The 17,019-nt window shown below is 69.6% G+C and carries 18 protein-coding genes; 6 read left to right on the top strand and 12 right to left on the bottom strand.

The genetic code is table 11. The annotated features are described in order from the left end of the window. Positions 1-35 precede the first annotated feature (35 nt). A complete protein-coding gene (locus H4W30_RS03640) occupies positions 36-1,271 on the top strand; it encodes an HNH endonuclease signature motif containing protein (protein ID WP_318780523.1) in 1,236 nt (411 codons plus the stop codon). Between the two features lie 361 nt (positions 1,272-1,632). On the opposite strand, the gene H4W30_RS03635 is transcribed toward H4W30_RS03640, so the two are convergent. The 8 genes from H4W30_RS03635 to H4W30_RS03600 form a co-directional block, all read right to left on the bottom strand. Next, on the bottom strand, positions 1,633-2,460 hold the full coding sequence (locus H4W30_RS03635; RefSeq protein WP_192741484.1) for a carbohydrate ABC transporter permease: 828 nt from the start codon (positions 2,458-2,460) through the stop codon (positions 1,633-1,635). 2 nt (positions 2,461-2,462) lie between these two features. Next, entirely contained in the window at positions 2,463-3,356 is an 894-nt protein-coding gene (locus tag H4W30_RS03630) for a carbohydrate ABC transporter permease (protein ID WP_225948748.1), read from the bottom strand. Beyond that, on the bottom strand, positions 3,353-4,114 hold the full coding sequence (locus tag H4W30_RS03625; RefSeq protein ID WP_192741483.1) for a DeoR/GlpR family DNA-binding transcription regulator: 762 nt from the start codon (positions 4,112-4,114) through the stop codon (positions 3,353-3,355). Before H4W30_RS03625 ends, H4W30_RS03630 begins: the two co-directional genes overlap by 4 nt. A 135-nt stretch (positions 4,115-4,249) precedes the next feature. After that, positions 4,250-5,431, bottom strand: a complete 1,182-nt coding sequence (locus tag H4W30_RS03620; RefSeq protein ID WP_192741482.1) for an RNA polymerase sigma factor — start codon at positions 5,429-5,431, stop codon at positions 4,250-4,252. Then, positions 5,431-5,787, bottom strand: a complete 357-nt coding sequence (locus tag H4W30_RS03615; RefSeq protein WP_192741481.1) for a YciI family protein — start codon at positions 5,785-5,787, stop codon at positions 5,431-5,433. The genes H4W30_RS03620 and H4W30_RS03615 overlap by 1 nt, the downstream gene beginning before the upstream one ends. 27 nt (positions 5,788-5,814) lie before the next feature. Beyond that, the gene (gene glmS / locus H4W30_RS03610; RefSeq protein ID WP_192741480.1) at positions 5,815-7,635 is read right to left on the bottom strand and encodes a glutamine--fructose-6-phosphate transaminase (isomerizing); all 1,821 of its coding nucleotides are present in this window, start codon (positions 7,633-7,635) and stop codon (positions 5,815-5,817) included. Between the two features lie 42 nt (positions 7,636-7,677). Continuing rightward, on the bottom strand, positions 7,678-7,950 hold the full coding sequence (locus H4W30_RS03605; RefSeq protein ID WP_192742409.1) for a hypothetical protein: 273 nt from the start codon (positions 7,948-7,950) through the stop codon (positions 7,678-7,680). 56 nt (positions 7,951-8,006) lie between these two features. After that, positions 8,007-9,083 (bottom strand): M20 family metallopeptidase, encoded by a 1,077-nt coding sequence (locus tag H4W30_RS03600; protein ID WP_192741479.1) that lies wholly within the window; start codon positions 9,081-9,083, stop codon positions 8,007-8,009. Between the two features lie 30 nt (positions 9,084-9,113). Between H4W30_RS03600 and H4W30_RS03595 the strand changes: the two genes are divergently transcribed. Next, complete coding sequence (locus H4W30_RS03595; RefSeq protein ID WP_192741478.1) at positions 9,114-10,298, top strand: cytochrome P450; 1,185 nt, start codon at positions 9,114-9,116, stop codon at positions 10,296-10,298. A 4-nt stretch (positions 10,299-10,302) separates the two neighbouring features. Here H4W30_RS03595 and H4W30_RS03590 read toward each other — a convergent pair whose 3' ends face one another. Together H4W30_RS03590 and H4W30_RS03585 are read right to left on the bottom strand one after the other, a co-directional pair. Beyond that, positions 10,303-11,865 (bottom strand): adenylate/guanylate cyclase domain-containing protein, encoded by a 1,563-nt coding sequence (locus tag H4W30_RS03590; RefSeq protein WP_192741477.1) that lies wholly within the window; start codon positions 11,863-11,865, stop codon positions 10,303-10,305. Positions 11,866-11,926: 61 nt separating this feature from the next. Continuing rightward, the gene (locus H4W30_RS03585; RefSeq protein WP_192741476.1) at positions 11,927-12,730 is read right to left on the bottom strand and encodes a class I SAM-dependent methyltransferase; all 804 of its coding nucleotides are present in this window, start codon (positions 12,728-12,730) and stop codon (positions 11,927-11,929) included. Positions 12,731-12,845: 115 nt separating this feature from the next. On the opposite strand from H4W30_RS03585, the gene H4W30_RS03580 reads away from it, so the two are divergent. After that, entirely contained in the window at positions 12,846-13,100 is a 255-nt protein-coding gene (locus tag H4W30_RS03580; RefSeq protein WP_192741475.1) for a hypothetical protein, read from the top strand. A gap of 49 nt (positions 13,101-13,149) precedes the next feature. Here H4W30_RS03580 and H4W30_RS03575 read toward each other — a convergent pair whose 3' ends face one another. Then, positions 13,150-13,860 (bottom strand): MerR family transcriptional regulator, encoded by a 711-nt coding sequence (locus H4W30_RS03575; RefSeq protein WP_318780522.1) that lies wholly within the window; start codon positions 13,858-13,860, stop codon positions 13,150-13,152. Between the two features lie 62 nt (positions 13,861-13,922). Between H4W30_RS03575 and H4W30_RS03570 the strand changes: the two genes are divergently transcribed. The 3 genes from H4W30_RS03570 to H4W30_RS03560 all read left to right on the top strand — a co-directional run bounded on the left by H4W30_RS03570 (position 13,923) and on the right by H4W30_RS03560 (position 16,473). Beyond that, positions 13,923-14,372 (top strand): DUF6194 family protein, encoded by a 450-nt coding sequence (locus H4W30_RS03570; RefSeq protein ID WP_192741473.1) that lies wholly within the window; start codon positions 13,923-13,925, stop codon positions 14,370-14,372. Between the two features lie 18 nt (positions 14,373-14,390). Beyond that, positions 14,391-15,110, top strand: a complete 720-nt coding sequence (locus H4W30_RS03565; protein WP_192741472.1) for a TioE family transcriptional regulator — start codon at positions 14,391-14,393, stop codon at positions 15,108-15,110. A gap of 205 nt (positions 15,111-15,315) precedes the next feature. Continuing rightward, the gene (locus tag H4W30_RS03560; RefSeq protein ID WP_192741471.1) at positions 15,316-16,473 is read left to right on the top strand and encodes a S1 family peptidase; all 1,158 of its coding nucleotides are present in this window, start codon (positions 15,316-15,318) and stop codon (positions 16,471-16,473) included. A 49-nt stretch (positions 16,474-16,522) separates the two neighbouring features. On the opposite strand, the gene H4W30_RS03555 is transcribed toward H4W30_RS03560, so the two are convergent. Then, positions 16,523-17,005: a DinB family protein gene (locus H4W30_RS03555; protein ID WP_192741470.1), complete on the bottom strand. Its 483-nt coding sequence runs from the start codon at positions 17,003-17,005 to the stop codon at positions 16,523-16,525. Between the last annotated feature and the right edge of the window lie 14 nt (positions 17,006-17,019).

Below are 17,019 nucleotides of genomic sequence, written 5' to 3'. Positions count from 1 at the left end.
CGGAAACTGTCGGTGGTCGGTTGTAGCTTCTGTGTGTGGACACACGCAACGCCACTGTGGCGCTACTCAAGGAAATCACCTCACCTGATGCTTTGCAGGAGGTCAATGCCGCCTTGGATTCGTTGGAGGACAACGATGCCGTCGACGCTGCCGTCGCGGCGTCGGAGGGCATCGCACGCCTGGAGGCGGTTCGGTTCCGCGCGCTCGCGCAGCTCAACCGTCACCGTGACGGCGCGTCGAGCGTGGCGCAGGAAGTCGCGTTCGCACTGTCTGTTGTGGACGGTCACGCGGCCGGTCTGGTGTCGACGGCGGCGGCGCTGACCACGCGGTTACCTCGGACGCTGGGGCTGCTGGACCAGGGGCAGGTGGGTGGTTATGGGGCGATGAAGGTCGCCACCGCCACCGCGTGGCTGTCCGACGAGGACGCCCGCGCGGTCGACGAGGTCCTGGAAGACCGCCTGCCGGGCCGGAACTCCGAGCAGATCCGGAAAGCAGCGAATCACGCGGCGATGATGGCCGACCGCGAGGGTGCCGCCCGCCGCACGGAACGGCACCGTGCCGGGCGCCGGTTGTCGATCCGCCAGGGTGAGATCGGCGTCGCCTCGATCGAAGTCGAGGACGGCCCTGTCGAGAAAGTGGCCGCCGCCTACACCCGGATCGACCGCGAGGCACGCGCCCTCAAAACCGGCGGGGAGACCCGCACGCTGGATCAGCTGCGCGCCGACATCGCCCTCGATCTGATGTTGGGCGGCCAAGGTGGCAAAGCTGAACGGTCCGAAGTGTTCCTCTACATGGACCTCAACACCTACCTCGGCCTGAACGACGACCCCGCCGAACTGGCCGGACACGGCCACATCCCCGCCGCACTGGCCCGGCACATCGCCTCCGGCCCGGACACCGTCCTGCGCCGGATCATCACCGATCCGCTCTCCGGGCAAGTCCTCGACCTCGGCCGCGACCGCTACCGGCCCACCACCGGACTGGACGAGTTCGTCCGGGTCCGAGACCGGGAATGCCGAAGACCCGGCTGCCACCGCCCCGCCCAAACCTGCGACCTCGACCACGCCCTGCCCTGGCAACACGGCGGCCACACCGCCGACACCGAACTGATCGACCTCTGCCGCCGCGACCACCGGCTCAAGGACGAGCCCGGCTGGACCTACCGGCTGGCCGAGGACGGCACTCTCACCATCACCACACCCACCGGCCACAGCTACGACAGCACGCCACCGCCGCTACACGAGCCCCGCACCCAAGAGCCACCATTCTGAAACCGCCGCCGGAAAAGGGCCACGGGTCCACAACGAGTGGCGCCAACTCGGTTGCCGAAATACGGCCACGGCACCGTCGGGCTGAAGTCCGCTCGCGATCACGCCGCAGGCCGGCCTGACAGCTATCAGTAGCTCCCCAACGACAACGCCGAAAAACGGCGACAGCCTCGTCCGCGACGATCGGCACCGGCTTGGTCGCCGAAAAACGGTCACGCCTCGATCGGGCTGAATTCCACTCGCGATCACACTGGGCGCGGCCACGGCCCAACTTGCTCAAACCGACCGCAGGAAGCGGCCGTCGCCGAAAAACGGCAAATACCCACGAAACCAGACCCAGCGACCCGAACGACACCCACCACGGTCAAGCCCGCGGCGCACCCCGCATCACGCCGTCGACCACCTTCCTGGCCAGCAGGATGAACAGCACGATCACGGGCAGCACCCCGATAGTCGCCGCGGTGAGCATCAGCGAGTAATCGGTGAAGTAACCACTCGCCAGCCGCGACAACGCCACCTGGACGGTCGGATGTGCGTTGGGGTCGAGCACGATCAGCGGCCAGAAGAAGTCGTTCCACGCGGTCATGAACGTCAGCATCCCGAGTACGGCGGCCTGAGGGCGGATGGCGGGCATGGCGACATGCCAGAACAGCCGCACCGTCGAGCAGCCGTCGACGCGGCCGGCGTCGAGCAGTTCGCCGGGGATAGCCTCTTCGCACGCCTGCCGCATCCAGAACACGCTGAACGCGCCGACCAGCCCCGGCACGATGACCGCTTCCAGCCGTCCGTACCAGCCGAGTTCCCCGACCACGAGGTAGAGCGGGATGACGCCGAGCTGGGCGGGCACCATGGCCGTACCGATGACCACCAGGAAAAGCGAGTCGCGGCCAGGGAAGCGCAGCCGCGCGAAGGCGAACCCGGCCATGCTGGAGAGCAGCACGTTCGACACGGTGACCGTGCCGGCGACGATCAGCGAGTTCTGCATCGCCAGCCAGAAGTCGACGGTCCCGAAGACCCTGCCCACGTTCTCGACCAGATTGCCGCCGGGCAGCAGCGGCGGCGTGGTCTCACCGAGGGCGGAATTGTCCTTGGAGGACACCACGAACGACCAGTACAACGGAAAGATCGACGCGACGGCGACGGCGAGCAGCAGCCCGTAGACGACGAAACCGGTCCGTTCCCTGGCCGCCACGGTCACTCACCGCCCCGCATCCGGCGCACGAGCGAGAAATTGACCAGCGCGAACACAGCCGAGCACAGGAACAGCAACCACGCGATGGCCGCCGCGTATCCGGCGTCGAACTCGCCGAACCCCTTTTCGTACAGGTACATGGCGAGCGTCTGGAACTGCCGGTCGGCGCCGCCCGTCCCGTTGACGCCGGTGTCGTCGAACAGTTGTGGCTCGGCGAACAGCTGCAACCCGCCGATGGTCGAGACGACGACGGTGAAGGCGATGGTCGGCCGGATCGCGGGCACGGTGATGGACCAGAAGGTCCGCCAGCGCGAGGCGCCGTCGAGCATCGCGGCGTCATAGCGTTCCTGCGGCACGGATTGCATGGCCGCGAGGTAGAGCAGCGCGTTGTAGCCGGTCCAGCGCCACATCACCATCGTGCTCACCGCGACGTGCGAGGCGAACCGGTCCGACCGCCAGTCCACCGGGTCGATCCCCACCAGCCCGAGCGCCCAGTTGACGACGCCGTAGTCCTCGGCGAACAGCTGGCTGAACACCAGCGCCACCGCGACCACCGAGACGACGTTGGGCAACAGCACACTCGCTCGCCACACGGTCCTCGCCCGCAAGGGACGGTCGAGGAGCGCGGCGAGCCCGAGCGCGGCCAGCAGTTGCGGGACGGTCGAAAGGATGAAGATGCTGACCGTGTTGAAGAGCGCGTTGTAGAAATACGGATCCTGAAGCAGGACCGCGAAGTTGCCCAGCCCGGCGAACCCGGTGTCACCGTTGACCAGATGCCAATGGTGCAGCGCCACCCAAGCGGTGTAGAGCAACGGGAAAAGTCCGAAGACGCCGAAGAGGACGTAGAACGGCGCTGTCATCAGGTATCCGGCGAGCCGCTCGCCCGTACGCTTCAAACGATGATCACCTTGACGCCTGCCCGGCTGATGTCGTCGATCTTCCGCGGTTCGACTCCGCTGTCGGTGATCAGGGTGTCGACGTCGCAAAGGCCCCCGAACCGGGCGAAATGGTCGTCGCCGATCTTCGTGTGATCGGCCAGCAGCACCGTCCGCCGTGCGGACGCGATGGCCGCACGCTTCACCATCGCCTCGGCGGTGTCCGGAGTGGTGAGCCCCCGCTCGACGGAAAGACCGTTGGTACCGAGGAAAGCGACGTCGACGAAAGTGTCCTTGAGGGCGTCGAGCGCCCAGCCGTCGACCGACGCCATGGTCCGGCCGCGCAGCCTTCCCCCGACCAGCATCAGCGTGACACCGGGCCGGTTGGCGAGCGTGAACGCGTTCGGCAGCGAAGGGGTGACCACGGTCAGCCCGCGATCGGCGGGGACGAGGTTCGCCAGCCGGGCCACCGTCGTGCCCGCGTCCAGCAGGATCGAGCCCCCGTCGGGGATCTGCTCCAGCGCCGCGACGGCGATACGGTCCTTCTCCGCGGTCATCACCGCGTCGCGGGCGTCGAGCCCCTGTTCGATGCCCAGCCGTTCGACGGGGATCGCGCCGCCGTGCACCCGCCGCACCACTCCGCTGCGTTCCAGCGCCGTCAGGTCACGGCGGACGGTCTCGCTGGTGATCTCGAAGGCCGCCGCGAGCGTCGCCACGTCGACCCGGCCGTTCTGCCGGGCCTGTTTGAGGATGGCGCGCTGCCGCTCTTCGGCGTACAACGGTCACCTCCTGCCTGGCGGATGAGCGGTCATGGCGACAATAGTTGGTTTCTCCCCGGTCCGACAACGGAACCCTCCGGCCGGCCGCGGCGGTCTGTCCATTGAGGACACAGTGCGCGCGGCGGTTGCCCGAAACTACGACAGGACTGCCCGTTTGGCCCGCAGGAAGGCCCGTTCCGTGTCGTTGGTGGCCAAGGCGATCGCCTCGTCGTAGGCGGCGACGGCGTCCGCTGTCCGGCCGAGGCGGGCCAGCAGGTTCGCCCGCGTGGCGGGCAGATGGTGATACCCGGGCAGCTCCAGTCCCTCGATCCCGGCCAGTGCCGCCGCGGGGCCGTGCACCTCGGCGACGGCGACCGCGCGGTTGAGCGCGACGACCGGCGTCGGGGTGAGCCGCCACAGCTGGTCGTAGAGCGCCAGCACCTGTGTCCAGTCGGTCGACTCGCCGTCCGTGTGCACCGCGTTGATCGCGGCCTGCACCTGGTACGGGCCCGGACGGCCGAGCCGCAGGCATCGCCGCACCAGTTCGTGGCCCTCGGCGATCAGTTCCCGGTCCCACAGCGACCGGTCCTGCTCCGCGAGCACCACCAGCTCACCGGACGGCCCCACCCGAGCGGGCCGCCGGGCTTCGGTGAGCAGGAGCAGGGCCAGCAGCCCGATCACCTCCGGCTCGCCGGGCATGAGATCGGCGAGCGCCCTCGTCAGGCGGACCGCCTCCACACAGAGGTCCGTCCGCAACAGGTCACCCGACGTGGACGTGTACCCCTCGTTGAAAACCAGGTAGAGCACGGTGAGCACCGAGTCCAGCCGATCCGGCAGCTCGTCCTTCGCCGGCACGCGGTACGGGATGCCCGCGTCGCGGATCTTCTTCTTCGCACGGACGATCCGCTGGGCCACGGTCGGTTCCGGGACGAGGTACGCCCGCGCGATCTCCCCCACCTCCAGCCCGCCGATCAGGCGCAGGGTGAGCGCGGTCCGCGCGAGCGGCGAAAGCGCCGGATGGCAGCAGGTGAAGATCATGCGGAGCTGGTCGTCGCGCACCGGTCCCAGCTCGCGCGGCTCCTCCGGCGAGTGCAGGAGGAGCGCCTGGGCGTGCCTGGCCTCGCGGGTGGATTCCCGGCGAATGCGGTCGATCGCGCGATTGCGCGCGGTGGTCACGATCCACGCGCCCGGATTGGGCGGCGTTTCCGCCCACTTCTCCACCGCCGTCGCGAACGCGTCCTGGACCGCCTCCTCGGCGAGTGAGATGTCGCCGAGGAGACGGGTCAAGGTGGCCACGCACCGGCCGTATTCCGCCCGGTAGATCCCGTCGAAATCCATCACGGGAGCGACGGGTCGCCGAACGGCCGCACTTCGATCGGCTGCCCGCAGGCGAGCGCGCATTTCTCCGCCCAGGCGAGCGCCTGGTCGAGGTCTTCGACCTGGATCACCCAGAACCCGCCGAGCTGTTCCTTCGTCTCGGCGAACGGCCCGTCGGTGATCGTGGTCGTCCCACCGACGGGCCGGACGACCGTGGAGACGTCCGAATGCTCCAGGCCACCGACGAAGACCCAGGACCCCGCGGCCTTCATCTCGTCGGTGACCTTGCCCGTCCTGGCCAGCATCGCCCGGACCTCATCCGCGGGCGCGTCCCGTTCGCTCTCGTCGAGCTGGACGGCGAGCAGGTACTGCCTCATGTCGGACCCCTTCGACGGCTCAGGAGATCATTCCACGGTGACGGACTTCGCGAGGTTACGCGGTTTGTCGATGTCGTGACCGAGGAGCAGCGCCGCGTGGTAGGCCAGCAGCTGGAGCGGAATGGTGAGCAGGATCGGGTCGAGTTCCGGCTCCGAACGCGGGACCACGAACCGCGGCACGTCCAGATCGCCGAAGTCCACGTCGTCGTGGGTGATCGCCAGCACCTGCCCCTTGCGCGCCTTGATCTGCTGCATCGCGGCCAGGTTGCGGTCGGCCAGGTCGTCGGACGGCACGATCGCGACCGTCGGCAGCTCCTCGTCGATCAGCGCGAGCGGACCGTGCTTGAGCTCCGAGGTCTGATAGGCCTCCGCGTGCCGGTACGAGATCTCCTTGAACTTCTGCGCGCCCTCCCGCGCCACCGGGAACCCACGGACCCGGCCGATGAAGAACAGGCTCCGCGCGTCCGCGCAGATCTTGGCGTGCTCGGCGATGCGGTCCTCCGCCTCGACGATGGCCGCGACCTGCTTCGGCAGCGCGCGCAGCGCCGCGACGATCCGCTGTCCGTCCGCGTTGGACAGATCGCGGACGCGACCCAGCGCCAGCGCGATCATCGCGAATCCGACCGCCATGTTGGTGAGCGCCTTGGTCGAAGCGACCGCGATCTCCGGGCCGGCGTGCAGGTACAGGCCACCGTCGCAGGCCCGCGCGATCGTCGATCCGACGACGTTCACGAGACCGACCACCCGGCCGCCCTTGCGCTTGACCTCTTCGACGGCGAACGCGGTGTCCGCGGTCTCGCCGGACTGGCTGACCGCGATGTAGAGGGTGTCCGCCTCGATGATGGGGTTGCGGTAACGGAACTCGGACGCGGCCTCCGCGTCGGCCGGGACCCGTGCGAGGTCCTCGATCATGGTGGCGCCGATCTGGCCCGCGTAGTACGCCGAGCCGCAGCCGAGGATCTTCACCCGCGCGAAGCCGCGCAGATCACGGGGAGTCAGGTTCAGACCGTCCAAACGGGACACTCCGAACCGGTCGTCCAGCCGTCCCCGGATCATCCGCTCCAGGCATTCCGGCTGCTCCTGGATCTCCTTGTACATGTAGTGCTTGTGCCCGCCGAGGTCGAGGTCGTCGGCCTGAATGTCGATCGCCGTCGCGGCCTTGCCGGTGTCGCTCTCGTCGACGGTGAAGGTGCGGTAACCGGTGGCCGAGACGCTGGCGAACTCGCCGTCGTCGAGATGCACGACCTGCGAGGTGTGCCGGACCAGCGCGGACAGGTCGCTGGCCACGAACATCTCCCGGTCGCCGACGCCGATGATCAGCGGCGAACCGTTGCGCGCGACCACGACCCGGTCGGGGTGCGCGGTGTCGGTGACGGCGATGGCGTAGGTGCCGGTGACGCGGGAGACGGCCTCGACGACCGCGTCTTCCAGTGTCTTCGCGCCCGACCGCGCGATCAGGTGGGCGAGCACCTCGGTGTCGGTCTCGGACGACAGCGTCACCCCGGCCTGGGTGAGCTGCTCGCGCAGCGCGTCGGCGTTGTCGATGATCCCGTTGTGCACCACGGAGATCCGGCCGTCCTCGGAGACGTGCGGATGGGCGTTCGCCTCGGTCGCCGGGCCGTGCGTCGCCCACCTCGTGTGCCCGATGCCGACCTTGCCCGCGAGCCGTTTGGGCAGCGCGGCCGTCAGATTCCGCACCCGCCCCACGATCCGGTGCACCTGGGCGCCTTTACCGCCCAGGACGGAGATCCCGGCCGAGTCGTAGCCGCGGTACTCCAGCCGCGTCAGCCCCTCGATAAGGATCGGGGCGGCGTTCTGGCCACCGATGTAGCCGACGATTCCGCACATGACGAGTCAACCTCACAAAAGAAAACGGACGGGCGTGGTCCGTCAGCCGTAGACGATGCGGCGCAGTTGCCGCTCGGACAGGTCGGGAGGCGCGACGAGACGACGGTTCAGCTCACCGGCGATAAGGGGGAAGATCTCGGGGTTCTTCCTGCCTTCGGCCTGCAACCGGGCATGCCGCTCCCGGACGTACTGCTCGACCGGCTGCCGGTAGAACGCCAGGACGTCCTCGACGACACGGGCGGCGATGGCCGTCGACAGACCCGTCGACAAGGCCACCTGCTCGACGATGTCCGCGTCCTCCACGGAGCCCATCATGCACATCGGGGGATCGAAACGCCAGTTCTTGCCCGAAATCGGGCAAAAACTGGCGATCAGCGGCCCAGGATCGCCTTCACCAGCCCACCGGCCAGCTCCGCCCGTTCCGCCATCGAGCCGACCAGCAGATACTCGTGATCGGCGTGCGCGCCGCCGCCGACGGCGCCGAGCCCGTCGAGGGTCGGGACGCCGATCGCGGCCGTGAGATTGCCGTCGCTCCCGCCGCCGACGGACACCCCGGCGACTCCAGGCAACAGCCGTTGAGCGATCGCGAACAGGTCCGCGGCGGCCGACTCGGGCATCGGCGGCCGGTGGATCCCGCCCCGCACCGTGATCTCCGCCCCGGGCAGGCGCGGGGTGAGCGCGGCGAATCCGGCTTCGACCCGTTCCTTCTCCTCGGTGGTCTCGACTCGCACGTCGGCCACGACGGTCGCTGACGCGGGCACGACGTTGCTCGCCGTTCCCGCCGAGGCGACCGTCGGGGTGACGCTGGTCCCGGCCTCGGGCCGGTCGAGCGCGGCGATCGCCAGCACCTGATGCGCGGCTTCGGTCAGGGCGTTCACGCCCGCCTCGGGTTCGAGGCCGGCGTGCGACGCCCGGCCCGTGACGACGACTTCGAACGTGCCGCAGCCCTTGCGGCCGATCTTGAGCCCGCCGCCGTCGGCCGCGCCTTCGAACACGAGCACCGCGCCGCACGTACGGGCGCGTTCCTCGATGAGCGCGCGGGACGCGTGCGAACCCGTTTCCTCGTCGGCCGTCACCAGGATCTCGACCCCGGAGAGGTCGTCGAGCGCGGCCAGGCCGTGGATCGCCTGCACCAGTCCGCCGAGCATGTCGAACACCCCCGGCCCGGTCACGCGGCCGCCGGCCACGGCGAACGGGCGGCGCGCCAGCGTGCCGATCGGGAACACGGTGTCGTGGTGCCCCAGGATCAGCACGCGCGGTTCACCGCCGCCGGACCACCGGACGTGCGGTCCCGCCGCACTCTCGACCAGGGTCGCGGTTCCGCCGAGGCGGGCCTCGACGAGAGCGGCCACCGCCTCCGCCGACGCCGTCAGAGCATCGATGTCCCCCGAAGGCGACTCGATCTCGACGAGGGTCCTGAGGTCTTTGATCATCGCGTCGACGTTCATGCGCATACCTTCGCGCATAGGATCGAGACCATGCTCGAGAGCCTGCTCACGCCGGAGACCAGGACCGATCCGTACCCGTTCTACCGTCAGGTCTTCGACCGCGGTCCGGTCTTCGCGGCCGCGGACGGGTTCTTCGTGGTGAGCGGGTTCGAGGAAGCGTCCTCGCTGCTCAAGAACCCCGCGTTCGGCCACGGCGAGCCGGAGGTGCTGCCGGATCCGCACGAGAACGAGCCGGTCGACGAGCAGGGCCGGGTGGTCCGGTCGTTCCTCGCACTCGACCCGCCCGACCACACGCGGCTGCGGCGGCTGGTGTCCAAGGCGTTCACGCCGAGGATGGTCGAGCAGCTCGCGCCGAGGATCGAGGAACTGGCCAAGGAACTCGTGTCGAAAGCGCTCGAAATGGGCGAATTCGACCTGATGACCGAGATCGCGAAGCCGCTGCCGGTCGTCGTCATCAGCGAACTGCTCGGCGTGCCGCTGGCCGACCGCGAGCGCTTCGAAGGCTGGTCGCATGCCATGGGGCGCGCGCTCGATCCCTCGTTCCTGATCGCGAAGGAGACCGTCGCGGCGGCCGTCGCCGCCCGGCGGGAATTCGTCGCCTACTTCCGCGAGCTGGCGAAGGACCGGCGGAAGCGGCCGACCGGCGATCTGTTCTCCGATCTGGTGTCGGTGTCCGACGAGGGCGACCGGCTCAGTGAAGGCGAATTGGTGATCACCGCGATGCTCCTGCTGGTCGCCGGGCACGAGACGACGACCAACCTGATCGGCAACGGGGTCCTCGCGTTGCTGAATCATCCGGAACAGCACCGGAAACTGGCCGGGGACCGCTCGAAGATCCCGAACGCGGTCGAGGAGATGCTCCGGTACGACTCCCCCGTCCAGCTGACCACTCGGCTCGCGCTGCGGGACACGACCGTCGGCGGCCAGTCCGTCGGCGAAGGCGCGCAGGCCGTGGTGCTGCTGGGAGCGGCCAGCCGCGACCCGCGCGCCTACGAGGATCCGGACCGCTTCGACGTCGACCGTCCTTCGCCACGGCATCTCGCGCTGGGACAAGGCATCCACTTCTGCCTCGGTGCTCCGCTGGCGCGCCTGGAGGGCCGCACCCTGTTCGAGGCGCTGCTCGGTGCCGGCCCCTTCCACCGGACCGCGGATCCGGTCTGGGTGAAGCAGGTGACGTTGCGCGGCCTCGAAAGCCTGCGGCTCGAATTCGCCTGACGGGTCAAGCCTTCGGTGTCGCGAGCGTGGTGGGCCGGGCGCGGCCCCGCAAGGTGACGTCCTCCGTCGCCTTCCACCGCGCGGCTTCGTCCTCGGCCGCCGACTCGACCGCCGTCCACGAAGCGAGCAACCGGGCTTCGACGTTCTTCGCGAGTTCGGTCAGCCGGGCGGCTTCGTTGACCGGGTCGCCGATCACCGTGTACTCGAACCGCCTCGGGTCGCCGACGTTGCCGGCGACCACCTCGCCCGTCGCCACGCCGATCCCGGCCGGGCATTCGGGCACCTCCGCCGCCAGCCTGCGCGAAATCGCCCGGCCGGCGGAAAGCGCGAGGGTCGCGTGGTCGGCCAGCCGCACCGGTGCGCCGAAGATCGCCAGCGCCGCGTCACCGACGAACTTGTTGACCAGACCGTGGTTGCGGTCGACCTCGTCGACCACCACCGCGAAGAACCGGTTGAGCAGGCTGACGACCTCCTCGGGCGGGCGGCTCGCGGCCAGCGCGGTCGACCCGATCAGGTCGACGAACAACACCGACACCGTCCGCACCGTGCCGCCGAGTTCGGCCGACGTGCGCATCGCCTCGCTCGCGACGTCCTCGCCGACATGCCTGCCGAACAGGTCCCGCAAACGTTCGCGTTCGGCGAGACCGACGGCCATACCGTTGAAGCCCGCCTGCAGCAGACCGAGTTCGGTGCCGTCGTAGACCGGGATCTCCACAGCGAAGTCACCGGCCCGGACCCGGCCGAGCGCGTGCTGCACCGACCGGATCGGGTTCACCACGGCGCGTGCGGTGAACACGGTCACCAGCAGGCCGAAGACCAGGACGACCAAGCCGAGCGCGATGACCGAGATGGCGAGCTTCGTCGTCGACACGTCGCCGCGCACCCACGCCAGCACCGCCGTGACCACCAGCCCGGCCACCGGCACCCCGGTGCCGAGACACCAGAACAGCAGCATCCGCAGATTGACCCCGCCGCTGAGCGGCCGGTCCGGTGAAGTGCCGGCGAGGGCGAGGGCCGCGTACGGCCGCAGGATGAACTCGCCGGCCAGGTAGGCGATCGCGCAGACGACCACCCCCGCGAAGGCGACCACGAGCAGTTCGGTGAGCACGACCCGCGGCTGCACCAGCGCGGCCAGTACACCGAAGACGACGGTCGCGACGCCCCACAGCACGGCCTGGACCAGCGTCAGCCGCAACGGAACGCGGAGGCTGGCCGCTCGCTCCTCGTCGCTCGGCGTCCGGCCGTCGGCGGCCCAGCGCAGGGTCCGCAGCGCGCCGCGGGTGCCCCACAGCGCGCCCACGACGACGGCGGAGACCACGTAGACGGGGACCGCGATGGCGGTCACGCGGACGAGTTCGCCGGACATGCCGGGAGCGGGCATGAGCAGCGCCGCCAGCCCGACCACGACCAGTGCGCCGATGACGTTGGTCGCGATCAGCGTCCCGGTGAGCAGTCCTTGGACGCGACGGCGCAACGCGGCCGAATCCTGGTCGAGCGGGCCGAGCAGCCAAGAGCCGAACGGCCCCTGCCCGCGGCCCCGAACAGAGGAGTCGTTGTCTGGTCGCACCCGTGTCCCGCCGTTCACCCCGGTTTGAGTGAACGACTGTACACCGAAGTGGGCTCGGCCGTCAGCGCACGGTGCCCGAGCCGATCAGCGTCGTGGCGTCGAGTTCGGTCACGCCCTCGGCTCGCAGGGAATCGAGGTAGCGCTCACGCACCTGCTCGACGACGCCGGGTTCGAGGCCGTCGAGGAGTCCGCGGAATCCGGAGCCGATGACGACTAGCCACGCGACCTCCGGTGTCATGGTCAGCCGCAGTTCGTTCTCCACGACGTCCACATCGGACAGATTCCGCTCGGAAAGCCATTCTCCGTAAGGGCCTGCCTGGTCGATGCGGTCGATAAGTCCCGGCTCGCGTTCCGGCGGCGGCGCGGAATCGGTCACCGCCGCCACCGCGCGGCCGAGGTGGCGGCCCGCCGCCACCATCGACCCGCCGCGCCAGATCGTGAACACGGCCCGGCCGCCGGACCGGGCCCGGCCGATCAGCCGCTCGGTGCCGTCCGTCATGTCGGGGAAGAAGAAGATGCCGAGCGCGCACTGCACGACGTCGTAGCCGCCGGTGCCCCACGCCGTCGCGTCGGCCTCGTGGGCGCGCAACTGCGGCAGATCGGCCGAGAGGCGGCGCAGTTCGGCGACCATCGGGCCCGAGAGGTCGATCGCGTCCACCACGCCACCGGCACCGACGGCGCGCGCCGCGGGAATCGCCGACGCCCCGGTGCCGCAGCAGGCGTCGAGGACGCGGTCTCCTTCGGCGGGCCCCGCCGCCGCCACCGTGGCGGCGCCGATCGGCTCCCAGAGATGCCGCCCGAGCGCGGCGAAATCGGCGGCGGCCGCGTCGAAGGCCCGCCGGGTTCCCACTTTGCGAGAAGACATGCCGCGACGATAGCCGTTTCGCGCCCCGTGCGAACCCGGCTGCGACGGACGGAGGCCGCGGGAACGTCCATCCGGTCGGCGAATCGCGCACCGTCGCGGCCCTAGCTTGTTCGGTATGAGGAAAACGTTGCTCGCGCTGCTCGGCGCGGCCGCCATGACGGGCGCGATCGCCGCCCCGGTATCGGCGAGTACGCAGGAGACCAGGGAATTCGTCGGGCACGGGTCGAGCGACTTCGGCCTCGCGCTCTTCCACGCCCGCCACGACGCCAGGACCCAGGCGGAACGGGCCGGGTTCACCGACTGCGAGGAGTACTACAAGCTGGTCATCTCGCCCTATTCGGCGACGGTCTTCTGGCGCTGCACGCGCTGAAAGCGATCCGGCGCCCTGGCGCTCACTTCCGTCCTATGTGGACCCGTCTTCACCCCTCAACCCCTTGCACCACCAGGGAAAGCGCGGCGGTGCCGTCGAAAAGCGCCCGTGAGCGGGCCGCGATCCCGGCGTCCCTGGCCGCGAGCGCGGACGCGACGTCCTCCAGCCTCCGGGAGCGCCGCAACTCCGGCATCAAGGCCCGCAGTGGCGCGACGCGGTAACCGGCCAGCCGCAGCTGCTGCACGATCCGCGCGTCCCGCACCTGGGAAGGCGTGTACCGCCGCGTCCCCCGCCCATCGCGGCCAGGGACGACGAGCCGTTCCGTGTCCCAGTGCCGCAGCGTCGACGGGCGCACACCGAGCGCCGACGCGAGCTCGGAGACGCTCATCGAGTCCGACACGCGTACGTCTTCGATCGGTTCGCGCGAGATCACCCGGACCGCTTCCCTTGCCTCCCTGAGGTCCGCGCGTTCGGCGTCGAGCCCGGCGTGGGCGGCGTCGAGGAGCGCGAGCACTTCGGGGAGCGGATCCCGGTGCACGGAGCGGACGATCTTCTTGGCCTCCACCGGCCCCACGCCGGCGGCGAGCGCGCGGTAGGCCAGCGCGGACCGGAGGTGGATCTCGCCGTAGGTCCGGTAGCCCGAAGCCGTTCGCGACGCCGCCGGGAGCACGCCGTCGCGTTCGAGGTTGCGCACCTGCTGGACGGAGCACCCCGCCAGGCGCGCGACCTCCGCCGTGCGCATCGATTTGAGACTTGACACCTTCACTCCACCGAAAACCAGCTCGAACCCTCCACAAGCACTTTAATGTCACGCTTGAGCACATGACCATCGAAGAGATCATCGGCCTCGTCTCCGGCCTCGACGGCGTCCTGACCCTCACCCCCGGTCCCGGCGACGAATGGCCGGAACTCAGCTGGGGCGACGCGTTCTTCTACTACTCCCCCGACGGTGTCGTCCCGACGAACGTCCAGCCCTTCGCGACGATCGTGACCAAGAACTATCCCGGCGACGAGAGCTCGCGGCTGGACCGGCCGGACACGTTCCGCGTGAACATCCACGCCGGCAAGAAGGAGTTCAACCGCCAGCTCGGCCAGGACCCCTCCGCTACCGACACCCTGATCGCCCATCCCGTGTACGGCAGCGCGGGCTGGCTGGCGGTGGTCAACCCGGCGTCGAACACCGAAATGGCCACCCGCGAGCTGCTCGAAACGGCCTATCGGCTGGCTCGCGCCCGTTACGAGCGGCGGGCGGATTCCTCGCGCGGCCGGTAGACCGAATATCGTGGGGCGGTGGGCCGGAACCTTCAACCCCGCGAGCGGCTCAGGCCGGTCGACCTGGCGCGCGAGCACGGTCTGTCCACCCAGGCCGTCCGCAATTACGAGGCGGACGGCATCCTCCCCGCCGCCGGACGCGGTCCGCAGGGCTATCGCGCCTACACGCCACTGCACGCGCAAGCTCTGCGCGCGTTCCTCGCCCTCGTACCGGGGCACGGCCACGCGACGGCGACGTCGATCATGCGGGCGGTCAACCAGGACGCGGTCGAGGAGGCTCTCCGGCTCATCGACGAAAGCCACGCGCAGCTGCTCGACGACCGCCGCACCCTTCAGGACGTCGCGGCCGCGATCCGCGATCTCGAACCTGTGGCGCAGGAGCGGGGTGAGACGTTCGTCGGCCCGCTGGCGCGGAAGCTCGGCGTCCGGCCCGCCACCCTGCGCGAATGGGAACGGGCGGGTCTGCTGCGGCCCGGACGCGACCCGAAGACGGGCTATCGCGTCTACAGCGCGGCCGACGTACGCGACGCGAAACTGACGCATCAGCTCAGGCGCGGCGGCTACCTCCTGGAGCGGATCGCGCCGGTGCTCGACCAGGTCCGTTCGGCGGGCGGGGTCGTCCCGCTGGAGTCGGCGCTACGCGACTGGCACTCGCGTCTCTCGGCGAGGGGCCGCGCCCTGCTCTCCGGCGCCGCCGCGCTGGAGAGCTACCTCGACGTGGCACTTTTGCGCCAATGACACTTCCGCGCAATTGATTACGCGGGCAATTCACGTTTTCCGCATACGAAAGTAGGTCCGCGATCACGGATCCTACTTTCGGCGCTACGGCACGCCGTACGGGCGCTCGTACTGTGCGTGACGTCGAGATGAACCGCCCGGTCCCCTGCGCTTTCCGAACATATTCCGGCGGTTCGTCGTTCCCTCCTTATCGAAGGAAATTCGCATGCGAATTCGCGGACCCGTCATGCTCACCCTGCTGAGCGTCTGTGCCGGAATCGGAGCGCTCGCTGTGCCGGCGACCGCCGCGCCGGTCACCGCCTACGACCAGACGATGCTCGAGACCCTCGCCGCCCAGCTCAAGGTCAGCCCGCTTCAGGCCGCCCAGAAGCTGGACCACGAGAAGAACCTGATCGCGTCGCTGGAGAGCATCAGAACGCGCGGTCTCCACACGGACGGCGCGTACTTCGACGACGCCGGCGCCCTCGTGGTGAACGCCGACGCCGCCTCCGCCAAAGAGCTCCGCTCGGCCGGGCTGACCCCGCGCACCGGCGTCCGCGGTGAGAACGCGCTGAACGCCCTGTCCGCCAAGGTCGGCACGGTGATCGGCAAGGACGTCGGCCAGGTGCAGTCCTGGGGTCCGGAACTCGCGGCCGACCAGGTCGTCGTCACCGTGCAGCCGGGTGCCGACAGCGCCCTCGTCCGCCGTCTCACGGCGCTGCCGGGCGTGTCGGTCCAGACCGGCGTCGCCAACGGGAACACCACGCACGCCGACGTCATCCCCGGCCAGATCATGGACCTCGTCCCCGGCACCAACTGCTCGCTCGGCTTCCCCGGCACCACCAGCAGCGGCAACAACGTGATGCTCACCGCCGGGCACTGCGTCGAGGGCAACCCGGACATCCTCAACCGCAGCGGTGTCCACATCGGCCGCGGTGTCGCCACCCAGTTCCCGTCGGCCGACATGGGCCTGATGGACATCGACGCCGAGGACACCGGCCGCGGCTACGTCGACACCCGCATGGGCACCACGGTGCGGATCACCGGCAGCTCGAAGGCGCCGGTCGGCACCACGCTGTGCAAGGCGGGCAACACCACCGGCTGGACCTGCGGCAAGATCACCGCGTACAACCAGACCGTCCGCTACAGCGGCGAAAGCGTCGCCACCACCGGGCTGGCGAAGTCGACCGTCTGCACCGAGGGCGGCGACAGCGGCGGCGCCTACATCGCGGGCAACACCGCGCAGGGCATGACCTCCGGCGGCCCCGCCGACGGCCACGACTGCGGCTGGAACCAGGGTTCCAACGCCACCGGTTCGTACTCCTACTACCAGCCCGTCGTGGACGCGGCGAACAAGTACGGGGTCACGCTGACCCGTTCCTGACGCACTGATCGCGATGGCCGGGGAGCGCCCGCTCCCCGGCCATCGTCGTCTACCGGGAACTCAGGATCTGCTCGCGCAGGATGTCCGCGTGACCGCCGTGCTGCGCGAGTTCACGCAGCACGTGCAGGTACACCCAGCGCAGCGGAAGCGGGCCGCGCCGGTTGCCGTGCAGCAGATCGTCCAGGTCGAGGGCGGCCGCCGCCTTGCGCGACGTCTCGCAGGCTTCGCGGTACGCCTGCCGCACGGAGTCGATCGTGTCCTCCTCGGCGAGGATGAACGACTCGTCGGGCGTGTCGGGGAGGCCGATCTCGGTCCGCGGGCGGCAGGTGACGGCTTCGACGAACCACACCTTTTCCACGAAGGTCGCGTGCTTCACCAACCCGAGCAGGGTCGTCCGGGAGGGGACGAGCGAGCGGCGGGCCTCCTCCTCGGTCAGCCCTTCCAGTGACTTGTCGAGAACACGACGGTGCTCGTCGAGGAAGACCTCGAACTGCTCGCGGAACGGGTGGTTGAGGACTTCCAGCGTGGACATGCGGGAAGCATCGC

The organism is Amycolatopsis roodepoortensis, from assembly GCF_014873915.1.
Classification (GTDB): domain Bacteria; phylum Actinomycetota; class Actinomycetes; order Mycobacteriales; family Pseudonocardiaceae; genus Amycolatopsis; species Amycolatopsis roodepoortensis.
Note: the sequence above shows the minus strand (reverse complement) of the source record. Positions and strands in the feature narration are given on the sequence as shown.